This window comes from Sphingobium baderi, from assembly GCF_001456115.1.
Classification (GTDB): Bacteria; Pseudomonadota; Alphaproteobacteria; order Sphingomonadales; family Sphingomonadaceae; genus Sphingobium; species Sphingobium baderi_A.
This window is the reverse complement of the sequence record NZ_CP013264.1, coordinates 1,146,035-1,162,396: the sequence shown is the minus strand read 5'-3', so window position 1 is coordinate 1,162,396 and position 16,362 is coordinate 1,146,035. Positions and strand designations below refer to the sequence as shown.

Sequence of the window (16,362 nt, the reverse complement as noted above, 5' to 3'; positions counted from 1 at the left end):
ATGGGGTTCGGGGGAGGAACGGAGCGTCATGTCCCTAAATGCTTCCATCCCGGTCTCAAGCCTTTATATGACGGCCATCGACCCTTCCCTACAAAGAGGACATCATGGCCGACGAAACGCTTACCCTCACCCTCGACAGCGGCGGCGACGTCGTCATCAAGCTGCGCCCCGATCTGGCCCCGGGCCATGTGGAGCGCATCACGTCGCTCGCCAAGGACGGCTTTTACGACGGCGTGGTGTTCCACCGCGTCATCCCCGGCTTCATGGCGCAGGGCGGCGATCCGACCGGCACCGGCATGGGCGGGTCCAAGCTGCCCGACATCAAGGCCGAGTTCAGCCGTGAACCGCATGTTCGCGGCGTTTGCTCCATGGCCCGCGCGACGAACCCGAACAGCGCCAACAGCCAGTTCTTCATCTGCTTCGACGACGCGACCTTCCTCGACGGGCAATATACCGTCTGGGGCGAAGTCACGTCCGGCATGGAGCATGTCGACGCCCTGCCCAAGGGCGAGCCGCCGGCAACCCCCGGCAAGATCGTGAAGGCTATGGTTTCCTGACCATGCCGTCGGTGGGGGAGATGGCGTTGGCCGCCGCTTCCCCCGCCGGTTCTTCGGGCGCGGTATAAGGCCCGATCGATTCGATGTGCCAGCGGCGGTCGGCTTCCGACGATCCGGGCACGTCGTTGACGCGGCGCAGCGTCACCTGCCGCAAGGTATACCAGGGCTTGCCGGTGGCGGCGACGCGGCCATAGACCTGCACCGGGACCGTCACATAGAGGGAGCCTGCCGCGCCCTCCGCTTCGCCGGGCGCGCCGACATTGGCATGAATTTCGCTAAATCCCCGGAAACGGGCAGCGAAAAGAACATCTTCCTCCGATCCGATCGCGCCGTTCTCGTTCCAGAGATCCTGCGCGTCATTATACCGCTTTTCCTCCAGCAGGCCGTAATAGCCCTGCACGACCTGCGCTGCGCCCTGCGCGCTGTCGGGATCGATGGCGTCCTCGTCGATCGGCGGTTCCGAGAGGACGGGAAGGCCGCCGGGTGATCCGGGCAGCGGCGGGGCCAGCGGTTCCATCAGCGCCTGCGCTTCAGCCCTTACATTATTCTGCACCTGCGCCGCATTGGCGCCGTTCGCCAGATTGTCGATCGCGCTTTCCTCACGCCCGTCACAGGCGGCCAGCGCCATAACTCCCAGAAAAAGAACCGTTCCCTTTTGCCATCCCATCAGTCCGTCGCTCTCCATATTATTCAGTTCGGATTCTGCCTTCTTCCGGCACGCGGCTGGCGTTGGCCTCCATCGGAGCGGGGCACCCGCGCTTCCGGACGCGCTTGCGGCCGGGGCGAGGTTACGGCATCCCGGCCGCCGCGCCAACGGCCTCGATCGCCGTCATTCGTTTGCGGGCGCGTGGTCTGCGGGCGTTGGGGCCGATTGTTCCAGTTACCATCCCGACGCCCGTCACGGTCGCGATTCTGCCAACGATCCCGGTTGCCCCCCTGCCAGCGATCGCGATCCTGGCCACGCCACCGGTCATCGTTGCGATGCTCAGCATGGCGCTTTTCCCAATAGCGGCGCTGTCCGTCATTCCAGCGGTGGCGCTTGCCGCCGCGATCATAGACATAATAGCCGCTGCCCGGATAATAATAGCCGTCATTCCAGCCATATCCATAGCCTGAGCCATAATAACCGGAATCCCAATAGTCGCCGCCATAATAGCCACTGCCGACACCGACGCCGCCATAATAGCCATCATCATAGGCACAGCCAGCCACCATGAGGGCTCCGGCAAGGCTCATCGCCGCGAGCAAAGGCCGTTTAAACAAGGCCATCGCCTTTCTCCTTAAACAATATTGCCAACACCCTAACGCGCGTTGGTTGAATTGGTTGTGAATGGGCCGGCAGATCGAAGAGTTATTTATCGGAGGTTCAGAAAAACCGCACTCCGTTCACCGGGCTGACAGAAACCGTTGTATTTGTGCCGCAATTTCGGTGGATCGACCGGATTTTGCGTTTGTTCAGGAAACTTTCAAGGCCTCTGGCGGATTTCCTTATGTGCCCTTGGCCGCTTTGAGCGCACCGGGCACGACGGGGGTCCAAACCCCGGACGCGATTTTTTCACCAACAACAAAAAGGGTCACCCATGAACAAACTGCTTTTCGCGGCGGTCGCCGTTGCGTCCTTCATTCCCGCTGCCGCCATGGCCCAGGACGACGCAGGCTCCACCCGCCGCATCGAACCCTATGTCGGCGTAATGGGCGGCGTGGATAACTATGACAGCGAAACCGGCAAAGAGGGCATTCCGCCCGTCGGCTATAAGGGCCGGATGGTCGAAGGCGTCGCGGGCGTGAACTATAATGTCGCCGGGCCGATCGTCATCGGCGTCGAAGGCACGGCGTCCAAGGGCGTCAGCGGCGATGTCGACTGGGAATATGGCGTGGCTGGCCGCGCAGGCGTGAAGGCGGGCAAGGACAGCCTGATCTTCGGCAAGGTCGGCTATCGCTGGGTCAATTTCGACGCGCTGGGTTCCGACAGCCCGGACTTTCACGGCACCACCTATGGCGCGGGCGTGGAGTTGTCGGCCGCCGACCTTGGCAGCACGGCGACGAGCAGCCCCATCCGCCTGCGTTTCCAGGCCGACACTCTGGGGAATTTCCGTTCCATCCGTCCGATGGCGGGCGTGGTCGCCAAATTCTGATCTGAACAGCGCATAAGGTTTGGGCGGACATTCCCTTGCGTCCGCCCACCCCCTTCCTCTCCGGAGGAGTTGAGGACGGGTCAGCCATTTGGACTGCAGGCTGGCTCGTCCTCTTCATATCAACCGCTGTTGCGGAGCGCGGTCGCGATCGCGTTGATCGACAATTCGATGCCTTCCCTGATGCGGGGATCTTCTTCTCCGGCGCGATGGCGTTTCAGCAGTTCTACCTGAAGCAGGTTCAGCGGCTCGATATAAGGCAGGCGTAGACGGATGGATTCGTCAAGCTTCGGATTCTTTTCCAGCAGACGCGACTGACCGGTGGCAGCGAGCAGGCCGTCATGGGTCATAGCCCAGCCATCGCGGATGCGGGCGAAAATCGTCGCGGCCCTTGCCTGATCCTCGACCAGCGGCAGATAGCGCGCGGCGATGCCAAGATCGGATTTCGCCAGCACCATCTCCAGATTGTCGAAAGCGGAATCGAGGAAAGACCAGCTTTGCGCCATATCGGCGAGCAGCGCCTTGTCCTCGAACGCGGCAAGCGCGTGACCGACGCCATACCAGCCCGGCAGCATCACCCGCGCCTGCGACCAGCTGAACACCCAGGGGATGGCGCGCAGATCCTCGATCCGCGTGCTCTGGGTGCGGCTGGCAGGGCGGGAGCCGATCTTGAGCCCGGAGATTTCCTGAATGGGCGTCAGCTCGCGGAAAAATTCCTTGAACCCCTCTGTTTTGTAAACAAGGTCACGATAGGCGGTGAAAGCCATCTGCGACAGTTCGTCCATCGCGGCAGCGAAGCGGGCTGCATCGCGCCGGGAAATGCCCTCCGGCTCCAGGCTGGCAAGCAGGGTCGCGCTGGTCATCGCCTCCAGATTGGCCATGGCGACGTCGCGCGTGCCATATTTGGCGGCAATCACCTCGCCCTGTTCGGTGATGCGGATGCGGCCCTGCACCGTGCCCCTGGGCTGGGCCTGAATGGCGGCGAAGGAGGAGCCGCCACCGCGCCCGACCGCGCCGCCCCGGCCATGGAAAAGCTGCATCGCCGCGCCCGCCTGCGCGAAGACCGGCTCCAGCGCCTTGCTCGCCTTGAACAGGCCCCAGGTGGAGGTGATGTAGCCGCCGTCCTTGTTGCTGTCCGAATAGCCGATCATCACTTCCTGATGGCCGCGCGCCTGCACCACGCCGGAAATCTCCGGCAGACCGAAATAGGCGGACATGATCTTGGGCGCGGCTTCAAGGTCGGCGATGGTTTCGAACAACGGCACCGCCATGATGGCGGCCTGTGGGGGATCACCGTCCGCGCCCACGCGCCAGAGGCCCGCCTCCTTCAGGAGGATATTGACCTCCAGCAGGTCCGAAACGCTTTCCGCCTTGGAAATGATATAGTGGGTGATGCATTGCGGGCCGTAGATGCGGTGCGCCTCCGCCGCCGCCTCCACGATGGCGAGTTCGGAAGCGGTTTCCTCCGAATAGTCGGAAAAGCGGGTGCCGAGCGGACGGTTGCTCGCCAGTTCCCGGCGCAAGAGGGCGATGCGCGCAAATTCGTCGAGATTTCCATAGTCGTCCTCGACGCCCGCCTTCTTCAACAATTCCGCGACGACGCGCTGATGCACGTCGCTATTCTGCCGCATGTCGAGCGTGGCGAGGTGGAAACCGAACGTCTCGACCGCCCGGATCAGGCGGCCCAGCGCACCGCCGGTCGCCAGCGCGCCATCGCCTTCGCTCGCAAGGCCCTGCGCGACGGTGACGAGATCGCGGCGCAGTTCGGCGGGGCTGGCATAGGGATCGCCGCTCAGCGTCGAAGGGCGCGGCGGCGCATGACCCATATGCGCGGCATAGGTCGCGGCAAGACGAGCATAGATGCCGGAAATGGCGCGGCGATAGGGTTCATCTTGCCGGCTGGGGGAATCGTCGCCGCTCGCTTGCGCCAGGTCCAGCACCGGCTGGGGCACATGGGCGAGTTCAGTGGAGAGCGAGAGTTCCGCGCCCAACGCATGCATGGCTTCCAGATAATAGCCCAGCGCCGCCTGGCAGGCGCGCGACAGGGCGAAGCGAAGCTGCGGCGCCTGGACAAAGGGATTGCCGTCGCGGTCGCCGCCGATCCACGATCCCACGCGCAGGAAACTGTGCGGACGCCCCTCCAACACCCGCTCCCACCGGGCGTAGAGCGCTGGCAAGGTGGGAAGGAAGATGTCGCGCAGATAGGTCAGGACATTTTCGATCTCGTCCGCGACGAACAGCTTTTCCCGGCGCAGCGGGCGCGTCTGCCACAGCAGGGCGATCTGGCGGAAGATCGCCTCATCCAGATTTTCGCCCTCGTCGGTTTCGGCGCGCCCCGCGTCGCGCAGGCGCATGAGGTCGGCGATGCGGTTGCGATGGTCGATCATGCTCTTGCGCCGCACCTCGGTCGGATGCGCGGTCAGCACCGGCACGACCAGCGCATGATCCAGCAGCTTCATCACGGCATCATGGCCGATGCCCTCACTTTCCAGCCGCTTGAGGGCGGAGGCGACATCCGCGCCCGGCTCTGCGGCGACGCCCTGCCTGTCCTCTGCCAGATTGGCGAGCATCGAAAACAGCATGAAACCGCGCACGAAGGAGAGCGTATCGTCCAGGCTCAAGGCATCGAGGCCAGTGTCGGTGACATCCGCGCCCTGAATCCCCCGCGCCCGGTCCACCGAGGCGGAGCGGATATATTCGGTCTGCTTGTAAAGCTTGTCCCCGCCATAAGCGCGGATGACATCGCCCAGCAAACGGCCAAGATAGCGGATATCGGGGTTTTGCGTGATCGCCGGAGCGCCCGTCGAAGATACAGGAGTCGCCATGGAAGGGATGCTGCATCGCACCATGGGGCGGGTCAAGGGAAACATCCCTTTATGTCCCTTCGATGCGGCAGGGCTTGCGCCGGGGACGCAGGCTGGGCCAAAGGACATGCGTGACCGCCAGTATCAGCATAGGAACAGACGGCTCGGGAAACCCCGTGCTGGTCGATGTGGAAGAATTGCTCGCCACCCGCCTGCTCGTGCAAGGCAATTCGGGGTCGGGCAAGTCGCATCTGCTGCGCCGGCTGCTGGAGGAAAGCGCCCCGCTGGTGCAGCAGGTGGTGATCGATCCGGAGGGCGATTTCGTCACGCTGGCCGATGAATATGGCCATGTGGTGATCGATGCGGGCGACTATAATGAGCGCGAGATCGTCACGATGGCGACCCGGATTCGCGAACATCGCGCTTCCGTCGTGCTCAGTCTCGAATCGCTGGAGCTGGAAGCGCAGATGAAATGCGCCGCGACATTCCTGTCCACCCTGTTCGACGCGCCGCGCGATCATTGGTATCCCGCGCTCGTCGTGGTCGATGAAGCGCAGATGTTCGCGCCGGTGGCCGCAGGCGACGTATCGGACGAGGCGCGGCGACTGTCGCTGGCGGCGATGACAAACCTCATGTGCCGGGGGCGCAAGCGCGGGCTGGCTGGCGTGATCGCGACGCAGCGGCTGGCGAAGCTCGCCAAGAATGTGGCGGCCGAAGCGTCGAACTTCCTGATGGGGCGCACCTTCCTCGACATCGACATGGCGCGCGCCGCCGACCTGCTCGGCATGGAGCGGCGGCAGGCGGAGCAGATTCGTGATCTGGAACGCGGACGGTTTCTCGCGCTGGGTCCGGCGATCTGCCGCCGTCCGGTCGCAGTCAAGATCGGTTCGGTCAAGACCAGCACGCGCGGCGGCACGCACAAGCTGATGCCGCCGCCCGCCGCCGCGACCGGCGACATGCAGGAATTGTTGTTCGCACAGGTGGAGGAGGAGAGCGCGCTCCCCCCGCCGCCGTCCCGGCCCGAACCCGCGCCGCTGCCTGCGGAGGAAGTGATGCGCGCCCTTGCCGCCGCGCCTTCCGCCAAGCCGGTGGAGCCGGAGTTCGACATGGGCGAATCCGACGGCGTCATCGTCGCGGTGCTGGAGGATATCGTCGCCGACCTTGGGGAAGCGCAGCCAAGCGTGTCGACGCTCTATCAGGACTTCACCGTGCGCTGCCGGATGAAGGGACTGAAGCGCGCGCCCATCGATCTGCCCGCCTTCCGCAAGCGCTTCGCCATGGCGCAGGCGGGGATGGCCGATGCCGCCGACCCACGCTGGGAGGATGCGCTGCGGGCGGCCGACCCTCTGCCGGAGGATATGCTGGCCCCCTTCCTTCTGATCGCGCGTGCGGCGATGCAGGGGCTACCCTGCCCCGATGACGCGGAGCTGGCGCGAGCCTATGGCACCAGTTCGCCGGGTCGGGTGCGGCGGCTGATCGACTATATGGAGAAGCTGGGCGTGATCGTGGCGCGGACGGATTTTGGCGGGCGGCGGTCCATCGGCGTGCCGCAACTCGGACTTTCGACAGCGGCGGCGGAAGGATGAGCAAGCCTTCCGTCCTGTTCGTGTGCCTTGGCAATATCTGCCGTTCGCCGCTTGCCGAAGCCGCGTTCCGCGAACAGGCAGCACTGGCGCGGCTGGCAGCGGAGGCGGATTCGGCCGGAACAGGCGACTGGCATATTGGGTCGCCCCCTGATCCGCGCGCGCAGGCGGTGGCGCTGCGTCATGGGATCGACATCAGCACCTATCGCGGGCGGCAGGTGCAGGCAGAGGATTTCTATCGCTTCGAGCATATTTTCGCGCTCGACGGAGAAAATCTGCGCGACCTGCGCCGCATTCGCCCGGCGGACGGAACGGCGCATCTAGCGCTGTTGATGGACCTTGTGCCGGGGCGGGAGGGGACGAACGTAACCGATCCCTATTTCGGCGATGCGGAGGGGTTCGATGTGACGTGGAGCGATGTGACGATAGCAGCGGCCAACTTGGTGGAAAAGCTGCTGGAACGTCAAGATTGACGTACCCTGTTCCCGCGAAAGCAGGAGCACAGGAAAATGTTATGCCCGAAAATGCGCGACCAGCGCATAGCGTTCGCCTGGATAAACCTGTCGCGCATAGGTAATCCGTTCATCCCCGCGCCACGTCCAGCGTTCGAGCGAGATGCAGGCGTGGCCCGTGGCGACACCCAGTTGCGCGGCAGCGGCGGCATCCACGTTGATCGCGGTGATACGATGTTCGGCCTCCGTCCACGGGACATGGCCCAGCAGCCACGAACCGGGCGGTTCAGTGGAAAAATCGACTCCAGCCGCCTCGGGCACGGCATCAAGGTTGATGAGGCGATGTTCCAACGCATAGGGTTGGTCATCCGCGAAATGGCGACATTTTATGGCGAGGATGTCGCCGCCTGAAACCTGAAGCAGCGCCTTGTCCCCGTCATCGGCATGACGGCGCTCGCAGCGGATGAGTTCGATGCGATAGGCCAATCCCTGCTCAGCCACTTCAGCGCGGATGTCGGGAATTTCGAGCGCGGCGCGGTGGAAGCGGGGCGCCGCGACAAAAGTGCCCGCGCGTCTGCGGCTTTCCAGAAGCCCCGCCTGGACCAGCGAGCGCAGCGCCTTGTTCACCGTCATGCGGGAACAACCGTAAAGCGCCATCCACTCATGTTCATAAGGAATGCGGTGGCCCGGGCGCCATTCACCCGACATGATGCGCGTTTCGATATCCTGCCGGATACGGCTGTGGATCGCTTGCGCGCTTTTGTTCTTCTGCTCCGTCAATCCAGATAGGCCCCCAATGTCCGGCGATAGCGTGCCTCGATCGCGGGGCGCGCCAGATGGCGGCCTTCGCTAACGCGCCTGCGGCCATGACGCCAGACGCTATCGACCAGCGCCTTCCCGCCCGCAAAAATCCAGCTGTCGAGGATCGCATCCTCGCGGCGTTCCACCAACACGCTATGGTCCGGCCGGAAGGCGACGATGTCGGCGGGCGCGCCCACCGCCAGTCCATGCGGCTGTTGCCCGCTGGCCTGTGCTCCGCCGCCTTGAACGGCGCGAAAGAGGCTGCCGCCGGTGGACTGGCCCGGCCCTCCCGCCAGAAGGTTGCGGCCCCGATGCTGGAGGCGCTGGCCATATTCGAGCAGGCGTAGTTCCGCTGCCGCATCGATCTCCACATTGGAATCGGAGCCAACGCCGATCCGCCCGCCCTTGTTTAGGAAGGCGCGTGCGGGAAAGATGCCATCGCCCAGATTGGCCTCGGTAATGGGACACAGACCGACGACCGCTTGCCTATCGGCGATCCGGCCCAGTTCTTCGGGCGTAACATGGGTTGCGTGGACAAGGCACCAGCGCCTGTCCACCGATGCATGGTCGAACAGCCATTCCACCGGACGCTGGCCGCTCCACGCAAGGCAGTCGTCCACCTCCGCCATCTGCTCGGCGATGTGGATGTGGACCGGGCCTTGCAGAAGCAGCGCCGTAATCTGGGAGAGTTCCTCCGGCAGGACGGCGCGCAGGCTATGCGGCGCGACGCCCAGCACCGCGCCTTCAAGGTCGGCGATCACCTTACCCGCCGCCTCCAGCAGGGTGGCATAGCCGTCGAGGTCGTGGACGAAGCGCCTCTGCCCCTGCGTGGGCGGCGTCCCGCCAAACCCTGCATGCGCGTAGAATACGGGGAGCAGCGTCAGCGCAATGCCGCTTTCGCGCGCCGCCTCGGCGATGACGCAGGACATGGCTGCACGGTCGGCATAGCGTTGGCCGTCGCGATCATGGTGCAGATAATGGAACTCGCCAACACGGGTGAAGCCGCTTTCCAGCATCTCGACATAGGCAAGAGCAGCGATGGCGCGCAGCCCTTCCGGATCGAGCCGGTCGACGAAGCGATACATGGCCTCCCGCCATGTCCAGAAACTGTCGGAGCCGCTTCCCGCCCGCTCGGTCAGACCCGCGATGCCGCGCTGGAAAGCATGGCTGTGCAGATTGGCAAGGCCAGGAATCGCTGGGCCATGGCGTTCGTCATCTGGAGCCGGGAGCGTGTCCGGCAAAACCTGCACGATCAGGCCGTCCGCCACCGTGACCCGGACATGATCCCGCCACCCTTCAGGCAACAGGGCCGCTTCGAACCAAAGCCGCATTCTTTCCCTTCCGTCTGGACAAGCGCTGACCTGTCCAATTAAGTATATACATTATTGAGTCGGCGCCAGAGGCAAAAGGACCGGGCCGTGCTATGTGACAGGATCTGGACCAACATGCGGATCGCGACATTGCGCGCGGACGCACCGGGCCTGGGCTACATCGAGCGCGGCGCGGTGGGCGCGGTCGAAGGAAACATCGCCTTTGTAGGGCCTGCCGCCGACGCGCCGGACGCAAAGGAGATCATCGACTGCCACGGCCGCTGGGCCACGCCGGGATTGATCGACTGCCACACGCACCTGATCCACGGCGGCAATCGCGCGCGTGAGTTCGAAATGCGGCTGGAAGGCGCGTCTTATGAGGAGATCGCGCGGGCAGGCGGCGGCATTATCTCCACCATGAAGGCGACGCGCGCGGCAAGCGAGGCGGAGTTGGTGGCGTCCGCCCTCCCCCGGCTGGATGCGCTGATAGCCGAGGGCGTGACCACGATCGAGGTGAAGTCGGGATATGGTCTCGACCCCGGAACGGAGATCCGGATGCTGCGCGCGGCGCGGCGACTGGGTGCGGAAAGGCTGGTGCGGGTCGAGACGAGCTTTCTGGGCGCTCATGCGCTGCCGCCGGAATTTGCAGGCGATGCGGACGGCTATATCGCCATGCTGTGCGAGGAAGTGATACCGCAAGTGGCTGCGAGTGGACTGGCCGACGCGGTGGACGCTTTTTGCGAGAACATCGGTTTCACGCCGGAGCAGACGCGGCGGCTGTTCGAGGCGGCCACGCGGTTCGAACTGCCGGTGAAGCTTCATGCCGAGCAGCTTTCCAACCTGCACGGCGCGGCGCTGGCGGCGGAGTTCGGCGCGCTGTCCGCCGATCATCTGGAATATCTGGACGAGGACGGGATCACAGCGATGGCGCGGGTCGGGACGGTCGCCACGTTGCTGCCCGGCGCTTATTATTTCATGCGGGAGACGAATCTGCCGCCGATTGAAGGACTGCGCCGGGCGGGCGTACCGATCGCGCTGGCGACGGACTGCAATCCGGGCACCTCGCCACTCACCTCGCTGCTGCTGGTAATGAATATGGGGGCGACGCTGTTCCGGCTGACGGTCGCGGAATGTCTGGCGGGCGTCACCCGCAACGCCGCCCGGGCATTGGGGCTGGGCAACCGGATCGGCACCATCGAGGCCGGCAAGAGTTGCGACCTTGCCATCTGGGACATCGAAAGCCCCGCCGAACTTGCCTATCGCATGGGGTTCAACCCCCTCCATGCCCGCATCTGGAGTGGTCAATGATCGATGTCCTGCTTTGCCCCGGCGACGTAGCCCTGGCGGAATGGCGCGCAATCTATCGCGGCGCGGCGGTGCGGCTCGACCCGGCCCATGCCGAGCGCGTGGCAGAAAGCGCGGCGGCGGTGGCGCGCATATTGGCGAAGGGCGATCCGGTCTATGGCATCAATACCGGCTTCGGAAAGCTCGCCAGCGTCCGCATCGGCGACGACGATCTGGCGAGGTTACAGCGTAATATCGTGCTGAGCCATGCGGCGGGCGTGGGCGCGCCCGCGCCTGTGCCGGTGGTGCGGCTGATGATGGCGCTGAAGCTCGCCAGTCTGGCGCAGGGCGCTTCGGGCGTGCGACCGGAAACGGTCGCGCTGCTGGAGGCTATGCTGGCCCAGGGACTGACGCCGGTAGTTCCCGCACAGGGTTCGGTGGGGGCAAGCGGCGACCTTGCGCCGCTGGCGCATATGGCCGCGACGATGATCGGCGTGGGCGAGATTTTCGCCGATGGCGTTCGGATGCCTGCTTCCGACGCCTTGAGGCAGGCAGGGCTCTCACCAGTCGAACTGGGGCCGAAGGAGGGGCTGGCGCTGCTCAATGGGACGCAGTTTTCTTGCAGCCTTGCGCTGGCCGGACTGTTCGAGGCGGAACGGCTGTTCCAGTCCGCGCTGGTGACAGGCGCGCTTTCGACCGAGGCGGCCAGGGGTTCCGACACGCCTTTCGACCCGCGCATCCATGATCTTCGTCGACACAGGGGACAGATTGAGGTCGCCGCGACCCTGCGTGCGCTGATGGCCGGATCGCCGATCCGCGCGAGCCATCTGGAAGGCGACGCGCGGGTGCAGGACCCCTATTGCCTGCGCTGCCAGCCGCAGGTGATGGGCGCGGCACTGGACGTGCTGCGGCAGGCGGCAGCCACGCTGGAGATCGAAGCGAACGGCGTTTCGGACAATCCGCTGATCTTCCCCGATACCGATGAGGCGCTATCGGGCGGCAATTTCCATGCCGAGCCGGTCGCTTTCGCCGCTGACATGATTGCGCTGGCGATCTGCGAGATCGGCTCCATCGCGGAGCGGCGCATCGCCATGCTGGTGGACCCGGCACTGTCGGGCCTGCCTGCTTTCCTGACGCCCAGACCCGGCCTCAATTCGGGTTTCATGATCCCGCAGGTGACGGCGGCTGCCCTCGTTTCCGAGAACAAGCAGCGCGCCACTCCTGCCAGCGTCGATTCCATCCCGACATCGGCCAATCAGGAGGATCATGTATCCATGGCCGCCCATGGCGCGCGCCGCCTGCTGGACATGACGGAGAATGCGATGGCGGTGATCGGGATCGAATGGCTCGCCGCCGCGCAGGGCGTGGATTTCCATGCGCCGCTGGCATCAAGCGAACCGTTGGAAGCCGCTCGCGCCTGCTTGCGAAACGAGGTGCCGACGCTGACCGACGACCGGCATTTCCATCCGGTCATGGAGCGGGCCAACGCGCTGATCCGATCAGGCGCGCTGCTTGCCGTCGTCCATGATTTGCCGGGGGTTGCATGACTGATTGGCTGGAAATCACGCGGGGCGACGCGCCGCTGATCGTCGCCTTTCCCCATACAGGTATGGAATTGGCCGATGTGGAGGGAGCTTTCCGGTCGCCATGGCTGGCGCGGCGGGATGCCGACTGGTGGGTGGACCGGCTTTACGGCTTTGCGCGGGGATTGGGCGCGACGACCGTTCGCAGCCGCATTTCCCGCAGCGTGATCGACCTCAATCGCGACCCTTCCGGCGTCTCGCTTTATCCGGGACAGACGACGACAGAGCTTTGCCCGACCTCGACCTTCGACGGCGATCCGCTTTATACCGGCACGACGCCCGGCGATGCGGAGATCGCGCGGCGCAGGGCCATCTGGTTCGCCCCCTATCATGCGGCACTGGAAGGAGAAATCGTTCGGCTGCGAACGCTGCATCCGCGCATCGTCCTCTATGACGCCCATTCGGTCCGCAGCCATGTCCCGCGCCTGTTCGATGGCGAATTGCCACAATTCAATATCGGCACCAATGGCGGCGTCACTTGCGATCCTGCGCTGGAGGCAGCGGTGACGGGCATTTGCGCGGAAGGCCCCTTCAGCCATGTGCTGAACGGGCGTTTCCGGGGCGGGTGGACGACGCGCCATTATGGCCGCCCCGAAAACGGCGTCCACGCGATCCAGATGGAACTGGCCATGCGCGGCTACATGGATGAGCCGGATATTCTCGATGAGGGCAATTGGCCGCCCCCTTTCAATCCGGCGCGCGCCGCCGCCATCGCCCCGATCCTCACCCGCATATTGCAGGCCTGCATCACCTTCGCCCAGCAGGAATCCAGATCATGACCCGCATCGACAACAGCCGCATCATCAAGGCTCCGACCGGTATGGCGCTTTCCGCCAAAAGCTGGCTGACCGAAGCACCGCTGCGGATGCTGATGAACAACCTCCATCCCGACGTGGCGGAACGGCCGGAGGAATTGGTCGTCTATGGCGGCATCGGCCGGGCCGCACGCGACTGGGAGAGCTATGACCGGATTATCGAGACTCTGAAGCGGCTGGAGGACGACCAGACCCTGCTCATCCAGTCAGGCAAGCCTGTGGGCGTGTTCCGCACGCATGAAGATGCGCCCCGCGTCCTCATCGCCAACTCCAACCTCGTCCCGCACTGGGCGAATTGGGAGCATTTCAACGAACTCGATAAGCGGGGCCTCGCCATGTACGGACAGATGACGGCAGGCTCATGGATTTATATCGGCACGCAGGGCATCGTGCAGGGAACCTATGAAACCTTCGTCGAGATGGGCCGCCAGCATTATGGCGGCGACCTTGGCGGCAAATGGCTGCTGACGGCGGGTCTGGGCGGCATGGGCGGCGCACAACCGCTCGCCGCCGTGATGGCCGGCGCATCCTGCCTGGCCATCGAATGCCAGCCGAGCCGGATCGATATGCGCCTGCGGACGGGCTATCTGGATGTCGTCGCCTCCACCATTGAGGAGGCGATGGCGATCATCGGGGAAAGCTGCGCCGGCAGGAAGCCGGTGTCGGTCGGCCTGCTAGGCAATGCAGCGGAAATCCTGCCGGAGCTTTACCGGCGCGGTATCCGGCCGGACCTGCTCACCGACCAGACCAGCGCGCATGATCCGGTGAACGGCTACCTCCCTATCGACTGGACCGTCGCGCAATGGATCGAGCGGCGCGAGCGCGAGCCCGCAGCCGTGGCGAAGGCGGCGAAAGCCTCCATGGCCGTTCATGTCCGCGCCATGCTCGACTTCCAGGCGGCGGGCGTGCCGACCACCGACTATGGCAACAACATCCGGCAGATGGCGAAAGATGAGGGCGTGGAGAATGCCTTCGACTTTCCCGGCTTCGTGCCCGCCTATATCCGGCCGCTATTCTGCCGGGGCATAGGGCCTTTTCGCTGGGCGGCCCTGTCAGGCGATCCGGAGGATATCTATCGAACCGACGCCAGGGTGAAGGAATTGCTGCCCGACAATACCCATCTCCACAACTGGCTCGACATGGCGCGAGAGAAAATCCGGTTTCAGGGCCTGCCCGCGCGCATTTGCTGGGTGGGGCTGGGCGACCGGCACCGGCTGGGCCTTGCCTTCAACGAGATGGTGGCGAAGGGGGAGTTGAAGGCGCCGGTGGTCATCGGACGCGACCATCTGGACAGCGGATCGGTCGCTTCCCCCAATCGCGAAACGGAAGCGATGAAGGACGGTAGCGACGCCGTCAGCGACTGGCCGCTACTCAACGCATTGCTCAACACCGCTTCGGGCGCGACCTGGGTATCGGTGCACCATGGCGGAGGCGTGGGGATGGGTTTTTCCCAACATAGCGGCATGGTCATCGTTGCCGACGGCACGGCGAAAGCGGCAGAGCGGCTGGAGCGGGTGTTGTGGAACGATCCGGCGACGGGCGTGATGCGGCACGCTGATGCGGGGTATGAAATCGCACGCGATTGTGCGGTGGACAAGGGACTGGACCTGCCGGCCATCCTGTAGGAACGGGAAAGGCGGACTATTCGCCCTCAATATCCATCCACGGCGGCGCACGCCGTGGATTTATTCATACAAGGATGGAAAAGTCCCTGTATATCGTTACAAAAAGGGGCTTCCCCTCCTCTTCCCGGTAACGTGGACATGCCTGACAAATCACTTCCTTCCATCGGCCCGTCATTTCGCGCGCCCTTCCCAGCCGTCACGACGGGCACTCGGCCATGAGGGTCACGCGCCCTTCGGCACTGCGGAATTTCCTTCAGAGCGAAGCTGCCGGAGGCATCATCCTGATGGCGGCGGCGGCATTGGCGATGATCGTGGCCAACAGCCCGCTTGCCGACGGCTATTTCCATGTCCTGCATGTCAAGATCGGCCCGATGTCCGTGCTGCACTGGATCAATGACGGGCTGATGATGCTTTTTTTCCTGCTCGTCGGGCTGGAGATCAAGCGGGAATTTGTCGACGGGCATCTGGCAAGCTGGTCGGACCGGGCGCTTCCCGCCATCGCGGCTGCGGGCGGCATGGCGGTACCGGCTCTGGTCTATCTAGCCTTTGCCGGGTCGACGCCGGGCCTGGCGAGAGGCTGGGCCATACCGGCGGCCACAGATATAGCCTTCGCCATCGGTGTCATGGCCCTGCTGGGATCACGGGTTCCCACCTCGCTCAAGCTGTTCCTGACCACCGTCGCCATAGTGGACGACATGGGCGCCGTGGCGATCATAGCGCTCGCCTATACAAATGAGATCCGGGGCCTTGCCCTGCTTTCGGCCGCTCTCGTCATGGGGGCCATGTTCATTCTCAACCGGGTGGGGGTAAAACAGCTCTGGCCCTATCTGATACTGGCTTTCCTGTTGTGGCTAGCGGTGCTGCTGTCCGGCGTTCATGCCACCATCGCCGGGGTGCTGGCCGCCGCCCTCATCCCGATCCGCGCCACGCCTGGCGCCCCGGACGCCGCCGATTCCCCGCTTCACCGGCTGGAACACGGGCTGCATCCTTATGTCGCTTATGGCATCATTCCCTTGTTCGGCTTTGCCAATGCGGGCGTTGCGTTCGCGGGTCTTGGCATGGGCGACCTGATAGCGCCCTTGCCTCTCGGCGTTGCCGCAGGACTGTTCCTGGGCAAGCAGGCAGGAGTCTTTGCCGCTCTCTGGCTATGCGTTCGTTCCGGGCTGGCTGGCAAGCCAAGCGGCGCGAACTGGACGCAGATCTATGGCGTATGCGTCCTGTGCGGCATCGGTTTCACCATGAGCCTGTTCATTGGCGGACTGGCCTTTCCCGATCCCATATTGATGGATGAAGTGAAAATCGGCGTGCTCGGTGGATCGCTCCTGTCCGCACTGGCAGGCTATGCGCTGCTACTGAGCGCGGGAAAGCGCAAGGAGCGCGAACAGCTATCCGGGATGGCCGCCGGGAACTAGACGG

General features: G+C 64.4%; 14 protein-coding genes. 9 read left to right on the top strand and 5 right to left on the bottom strand.

Going from position 1 to position 16,362, the window contains the following annotated elements; genetic code table 11:
- Positions 1 to 104: 104 nt before the first annotated feature.
- Positions 105 to 557: a peptidylprolyl isomerase gene (locus ATN00_RS05725; protein ID WP_062063100.1), complete on the top strand. Its 453-nt coding sequence runs from the start codon at positions 105 to 107 to the stop codon at positions 555 to 557.
- On the opposite strand, the gene ATN00_RS05720 is transcribed toward ATN00_RS05725, so the two are convergent.
- Together ATN00_RS05720 and ATN00_RS23885 are read right to left on the bottom strand one after the other, a co-directional pair.
- Positions 544 to 1,224 carry a hypothetical protein gene (locus tag ATN00_RS05720; RefSeq protein ID WP_062068450.1) on the bottom strand — a complete coding sequence of 227 codons (681 nt, stop codon included), beginning with the start codon at positions 1,222 to 1,224 and terminating at the stop codon, positions 544 to 546. The two genes, ATN00_RS05725 and ATN00_RS05720, sit on opposite strands and share 14 nt — an antisense overlap.
- Before the next feature lie 23 nt (positions 1,225 to 1,247).
- Positions 1,248 to 1,826: a hypothetical protein gene (locus ATN00_RS23885; protein WP_062063099.1), complete on the bottom strand. Its 579-nt coding sequence runs from the start codon at positions 1,824 to 1,826 to the stop codon at positions 1,248 to 1,250.
- 311 nt (positions 1,827 to 2,137) lie between these two features.
- Between ATN00_RS23885 and ATN00_RS05710 the strand changes: the two genes are divergently transcribed.
- Positions 2,138 to 2,692, top strand: coding sequence for an outer membrane protein (locus ATN00_RS05710; RefSeq protein ID WP_062063098.1), 555 nt, complete (start codon positions 2,138 to 2,140; stop codon positions 2,690 to 2,692).
- Between the two features lie 119 nt (positions 2,693 to 2,811).
- On the opposite strand, the gene ppc is transcribed toward ATN00_RS05710, so the two are convergent.
- Positions 2,812 to 5,514 (bottom strand): phosphoenolpyruvate carboxylase, encoded by a 2,703-nt coding sequence (gene ppc / locus ATN00_RS05705; protein ID WP_062068446.1) that lies wholly within the window; start codon positions 5,512 to 5,514, stop codon positions 2,812 to 2,814.
- A gap of 110 nt (positions 5,515 to 5,624) precedes the next feature.
- Here ppc and ATN00_RS05700 point away from each other — a divergent pair, with 110 nt between their 5' ends.
- Both ATN00_RS05700 and ATN00_RS05695 read left to right on the top strand, forming a co-directional pair.
- Positions 5,625 to 7,079 (top strand): helicase HerA domain-containing protein, encoded by a 1,455-nt coding sequence (locus ATN00_RS05700; RefSeq protein ID WP_062068448.1) that lies wholly within the window; start codon positions 5,625 to 5,627, stop codon positions 7,077 to 7,079.
- Complete coding sequence (locus tag ATN00_RS05695; protein WP_062063096.1) at positions 7,076 to 7,549, top strand: low molecular weight protein-tyrosine-phosphatase; 474 nt, start codon at positions 7,076 to 7,078, stop codon at positions 7,547 to 7,549. The genes ATN00_RS05700 and ATN00_RS05695 overlap by 4 nt, the downstream gene beginning before the upstream one ends.
- 39 nt (positions 7,550 to 7,588) lie before the next feature.
- Here the strand turns inward: ATN00_RS05695 and hutC are convergent, their stop codons facing one another.
- Both hutC and ATN00_RS05685 read right to left on the bottom strand, forming a co-directional pair.
- Positions 7,589 to 8,308 (bottom strand): histidine utilization repressor, encoded by a 720-nt coding sequence (gene hutC, locus ATN00_RS05690; protein WP_062063095.1) that lies wholly within the window; start codon positions 8,306 to 8,308, stop codon positions 7,589 to 7,591.
- Positions 8,305 to 9,660 carry a formimidoylglutamate deiminase gene (locus ATN00_RS05685; protein ID WP_062063094.1) on the bottom strand — a complete coding sequence of 452 codons (1,356 nt, stop codon included), beginning with the start codon at positions 9,658 to 9,660 and terminating at the stop codon, positions 8,305 to 8,307. The genes hutC and ATN00_RS05685 overlap by 4 nt, the downstream gene beginning before the upstream one ends.
- Before the next feature lie 114 nt (positions 9,661 to 9,774).
- On the opposite strand from ATN00_RS05685, the gene hutI reads away from it, so the two are divergent.
- The 5 genes from hutI to nhaA all read left to right on the top strand — a co-directional run bounded on the left by hutI (position 9,775) and on the right by nhaA (position 16,358).
- The gene (hutI, locus tag ATN00_RS05680; RefSeq protein ID WP_062063092.1) at positions 9,775 to 10,947 is read left to right on the top strand and encodes an imidazolonepropionase; all 1,173 of its coding nucleotides are present in this window, start codon (positions 9,775 to 9,777) and stop codon (positions 10,945 to 10,947) included.
- Positions 10,944 to 12,470, top strand: coding sequence for a histidine ammonia-lyase (gene hutH / locus ATN00_RS05675; protein ID WP_062063091.1), 1,527 nt, complete (start codon positions 10,944 to 10,946; stop codon positions 12,468 to 12,470). Before hutI ends, hutH begins: the two co-directional genes overlap by 4 nt.
- On the top strand, positions 12,467 to 13,285 hold the full coding sequence (gene hutG / locus ATN00_RS05670) for an N-formylglutamate deformylase (RefSeq protein WP_062063090.1): 819 nt from the start codon (positions 12,467 to 12,469) through the stop codon (positions 13,283 to 13,285). The genes hutH and hutG overlap by 4 nt, the downstream gene beginning before the upstream one ends.
- Positions 13,282 to 14,946, top strand: coding sequence for a urocanate hydratase (hutU, locus tag ATN00_RS05665; protein ID WP_062063088.1), 1,665 nt, complete (start codon positions 13,282 to 13,284; stop codon positions 14,944 to 14,946). Before hutG ends, hutU begins: the two co-directional genes overlap by 4 nt.
- A gap of 215 nt (positions 14,947 to 15,161) precedes the next feature.
- Complete coding sequence (gene nhaA / locus ATN00_RS05660) at positions 15,162 to 16,358, top strand: Na+/H+ antiporter NhaA (RefSeq protein WP_062063086.1); 1,197 nt, start codon at positions 15,162 to 15,164, stop codon at positions 16,356 to 16,358.
- Positions 16,359 to 16,362: the final 4 nt, after the last annotated feature.

Coding starts and splice junctions, on each gene's coding strand:
- ATN00_RS05725 (WP_062063100.1), top strand. CDS start 105: ATGGCCGACGAAACGCTTACCCTCACCCTCGACAGCGGCGGCGACGTC.
- ATN00_RS05720 (WP_062068450.1), bottom strand. CDS start 1,224: ATGGGATGGCAAAAGGGAACGGTTCTTTTTCTGGGAGTTATGGCGCTG.
- ATN00_RS23885 (WP_062063099.1), bottom strand. CDS start 1,826: ATGGCCTTGTTTAAACGGCCTTTGCTCGCGGCGATGAGCCTTGCCGGA.
- ATN00_RS05710 (WP_062063098.1), top strand. CDS start 2,138: ATGAACAAACTGCTTTTCGCGGCGGTCGCCGTTGCGTCCTTCATTCCC.
- ppc (WP_062068446.1), bottom strand. CDS start 5,514: ATGGCGACTCCTGTATCTTCGACGGGCGCTCCGGCGATCACGCAAAAC.
- ATN00_RS05695 (WP_062063096.1), top strand. CDS start 7,076: ATGAGCAAGCCTTCCGTCCTGTTCGTGTGCCTTGGCAATATCTGCCGT.
- ATN00_RS05685 (WP_062063094.1), bottom strand. CDS start 9,660: ATGCGGCTTTGGTTCGAAGCGGCCCTGTTGCCTGAAGGGTGGCGGGAT.
- hutI (WP_062063092.1), top strand. CDS start 9,775: ATGCGGATCGCGACATTGCGCGCGGACGCACCGGGCCTGGGCTACATC.
- hutH (WP_062063091.1), top strand. CDS start 10,944: ATGATCGATGTCCTGCTTTGCCCCGGCGACGTAGCCCTGGCGGAATGG.
- hutG (WP_062063090.1), top strand. CDS start 12,467: ATGACTGATTGGCTGGAAATCACGCGGGGCGACGCGCCGCTGATCGTC.
- hutU (WP_062063088.1), top strand. CDS start 13,282: ATGACCCGCATCGACAACAGCCGCATCATCAAGGCTCCGACCGGTATG.
- nhaA (WP_062063086.1), top strand. CDS start 15,162: ATGAGGGTCACGCGCCCTTCGGCACTGCGGAATTTCCTTCAGAGCGAA.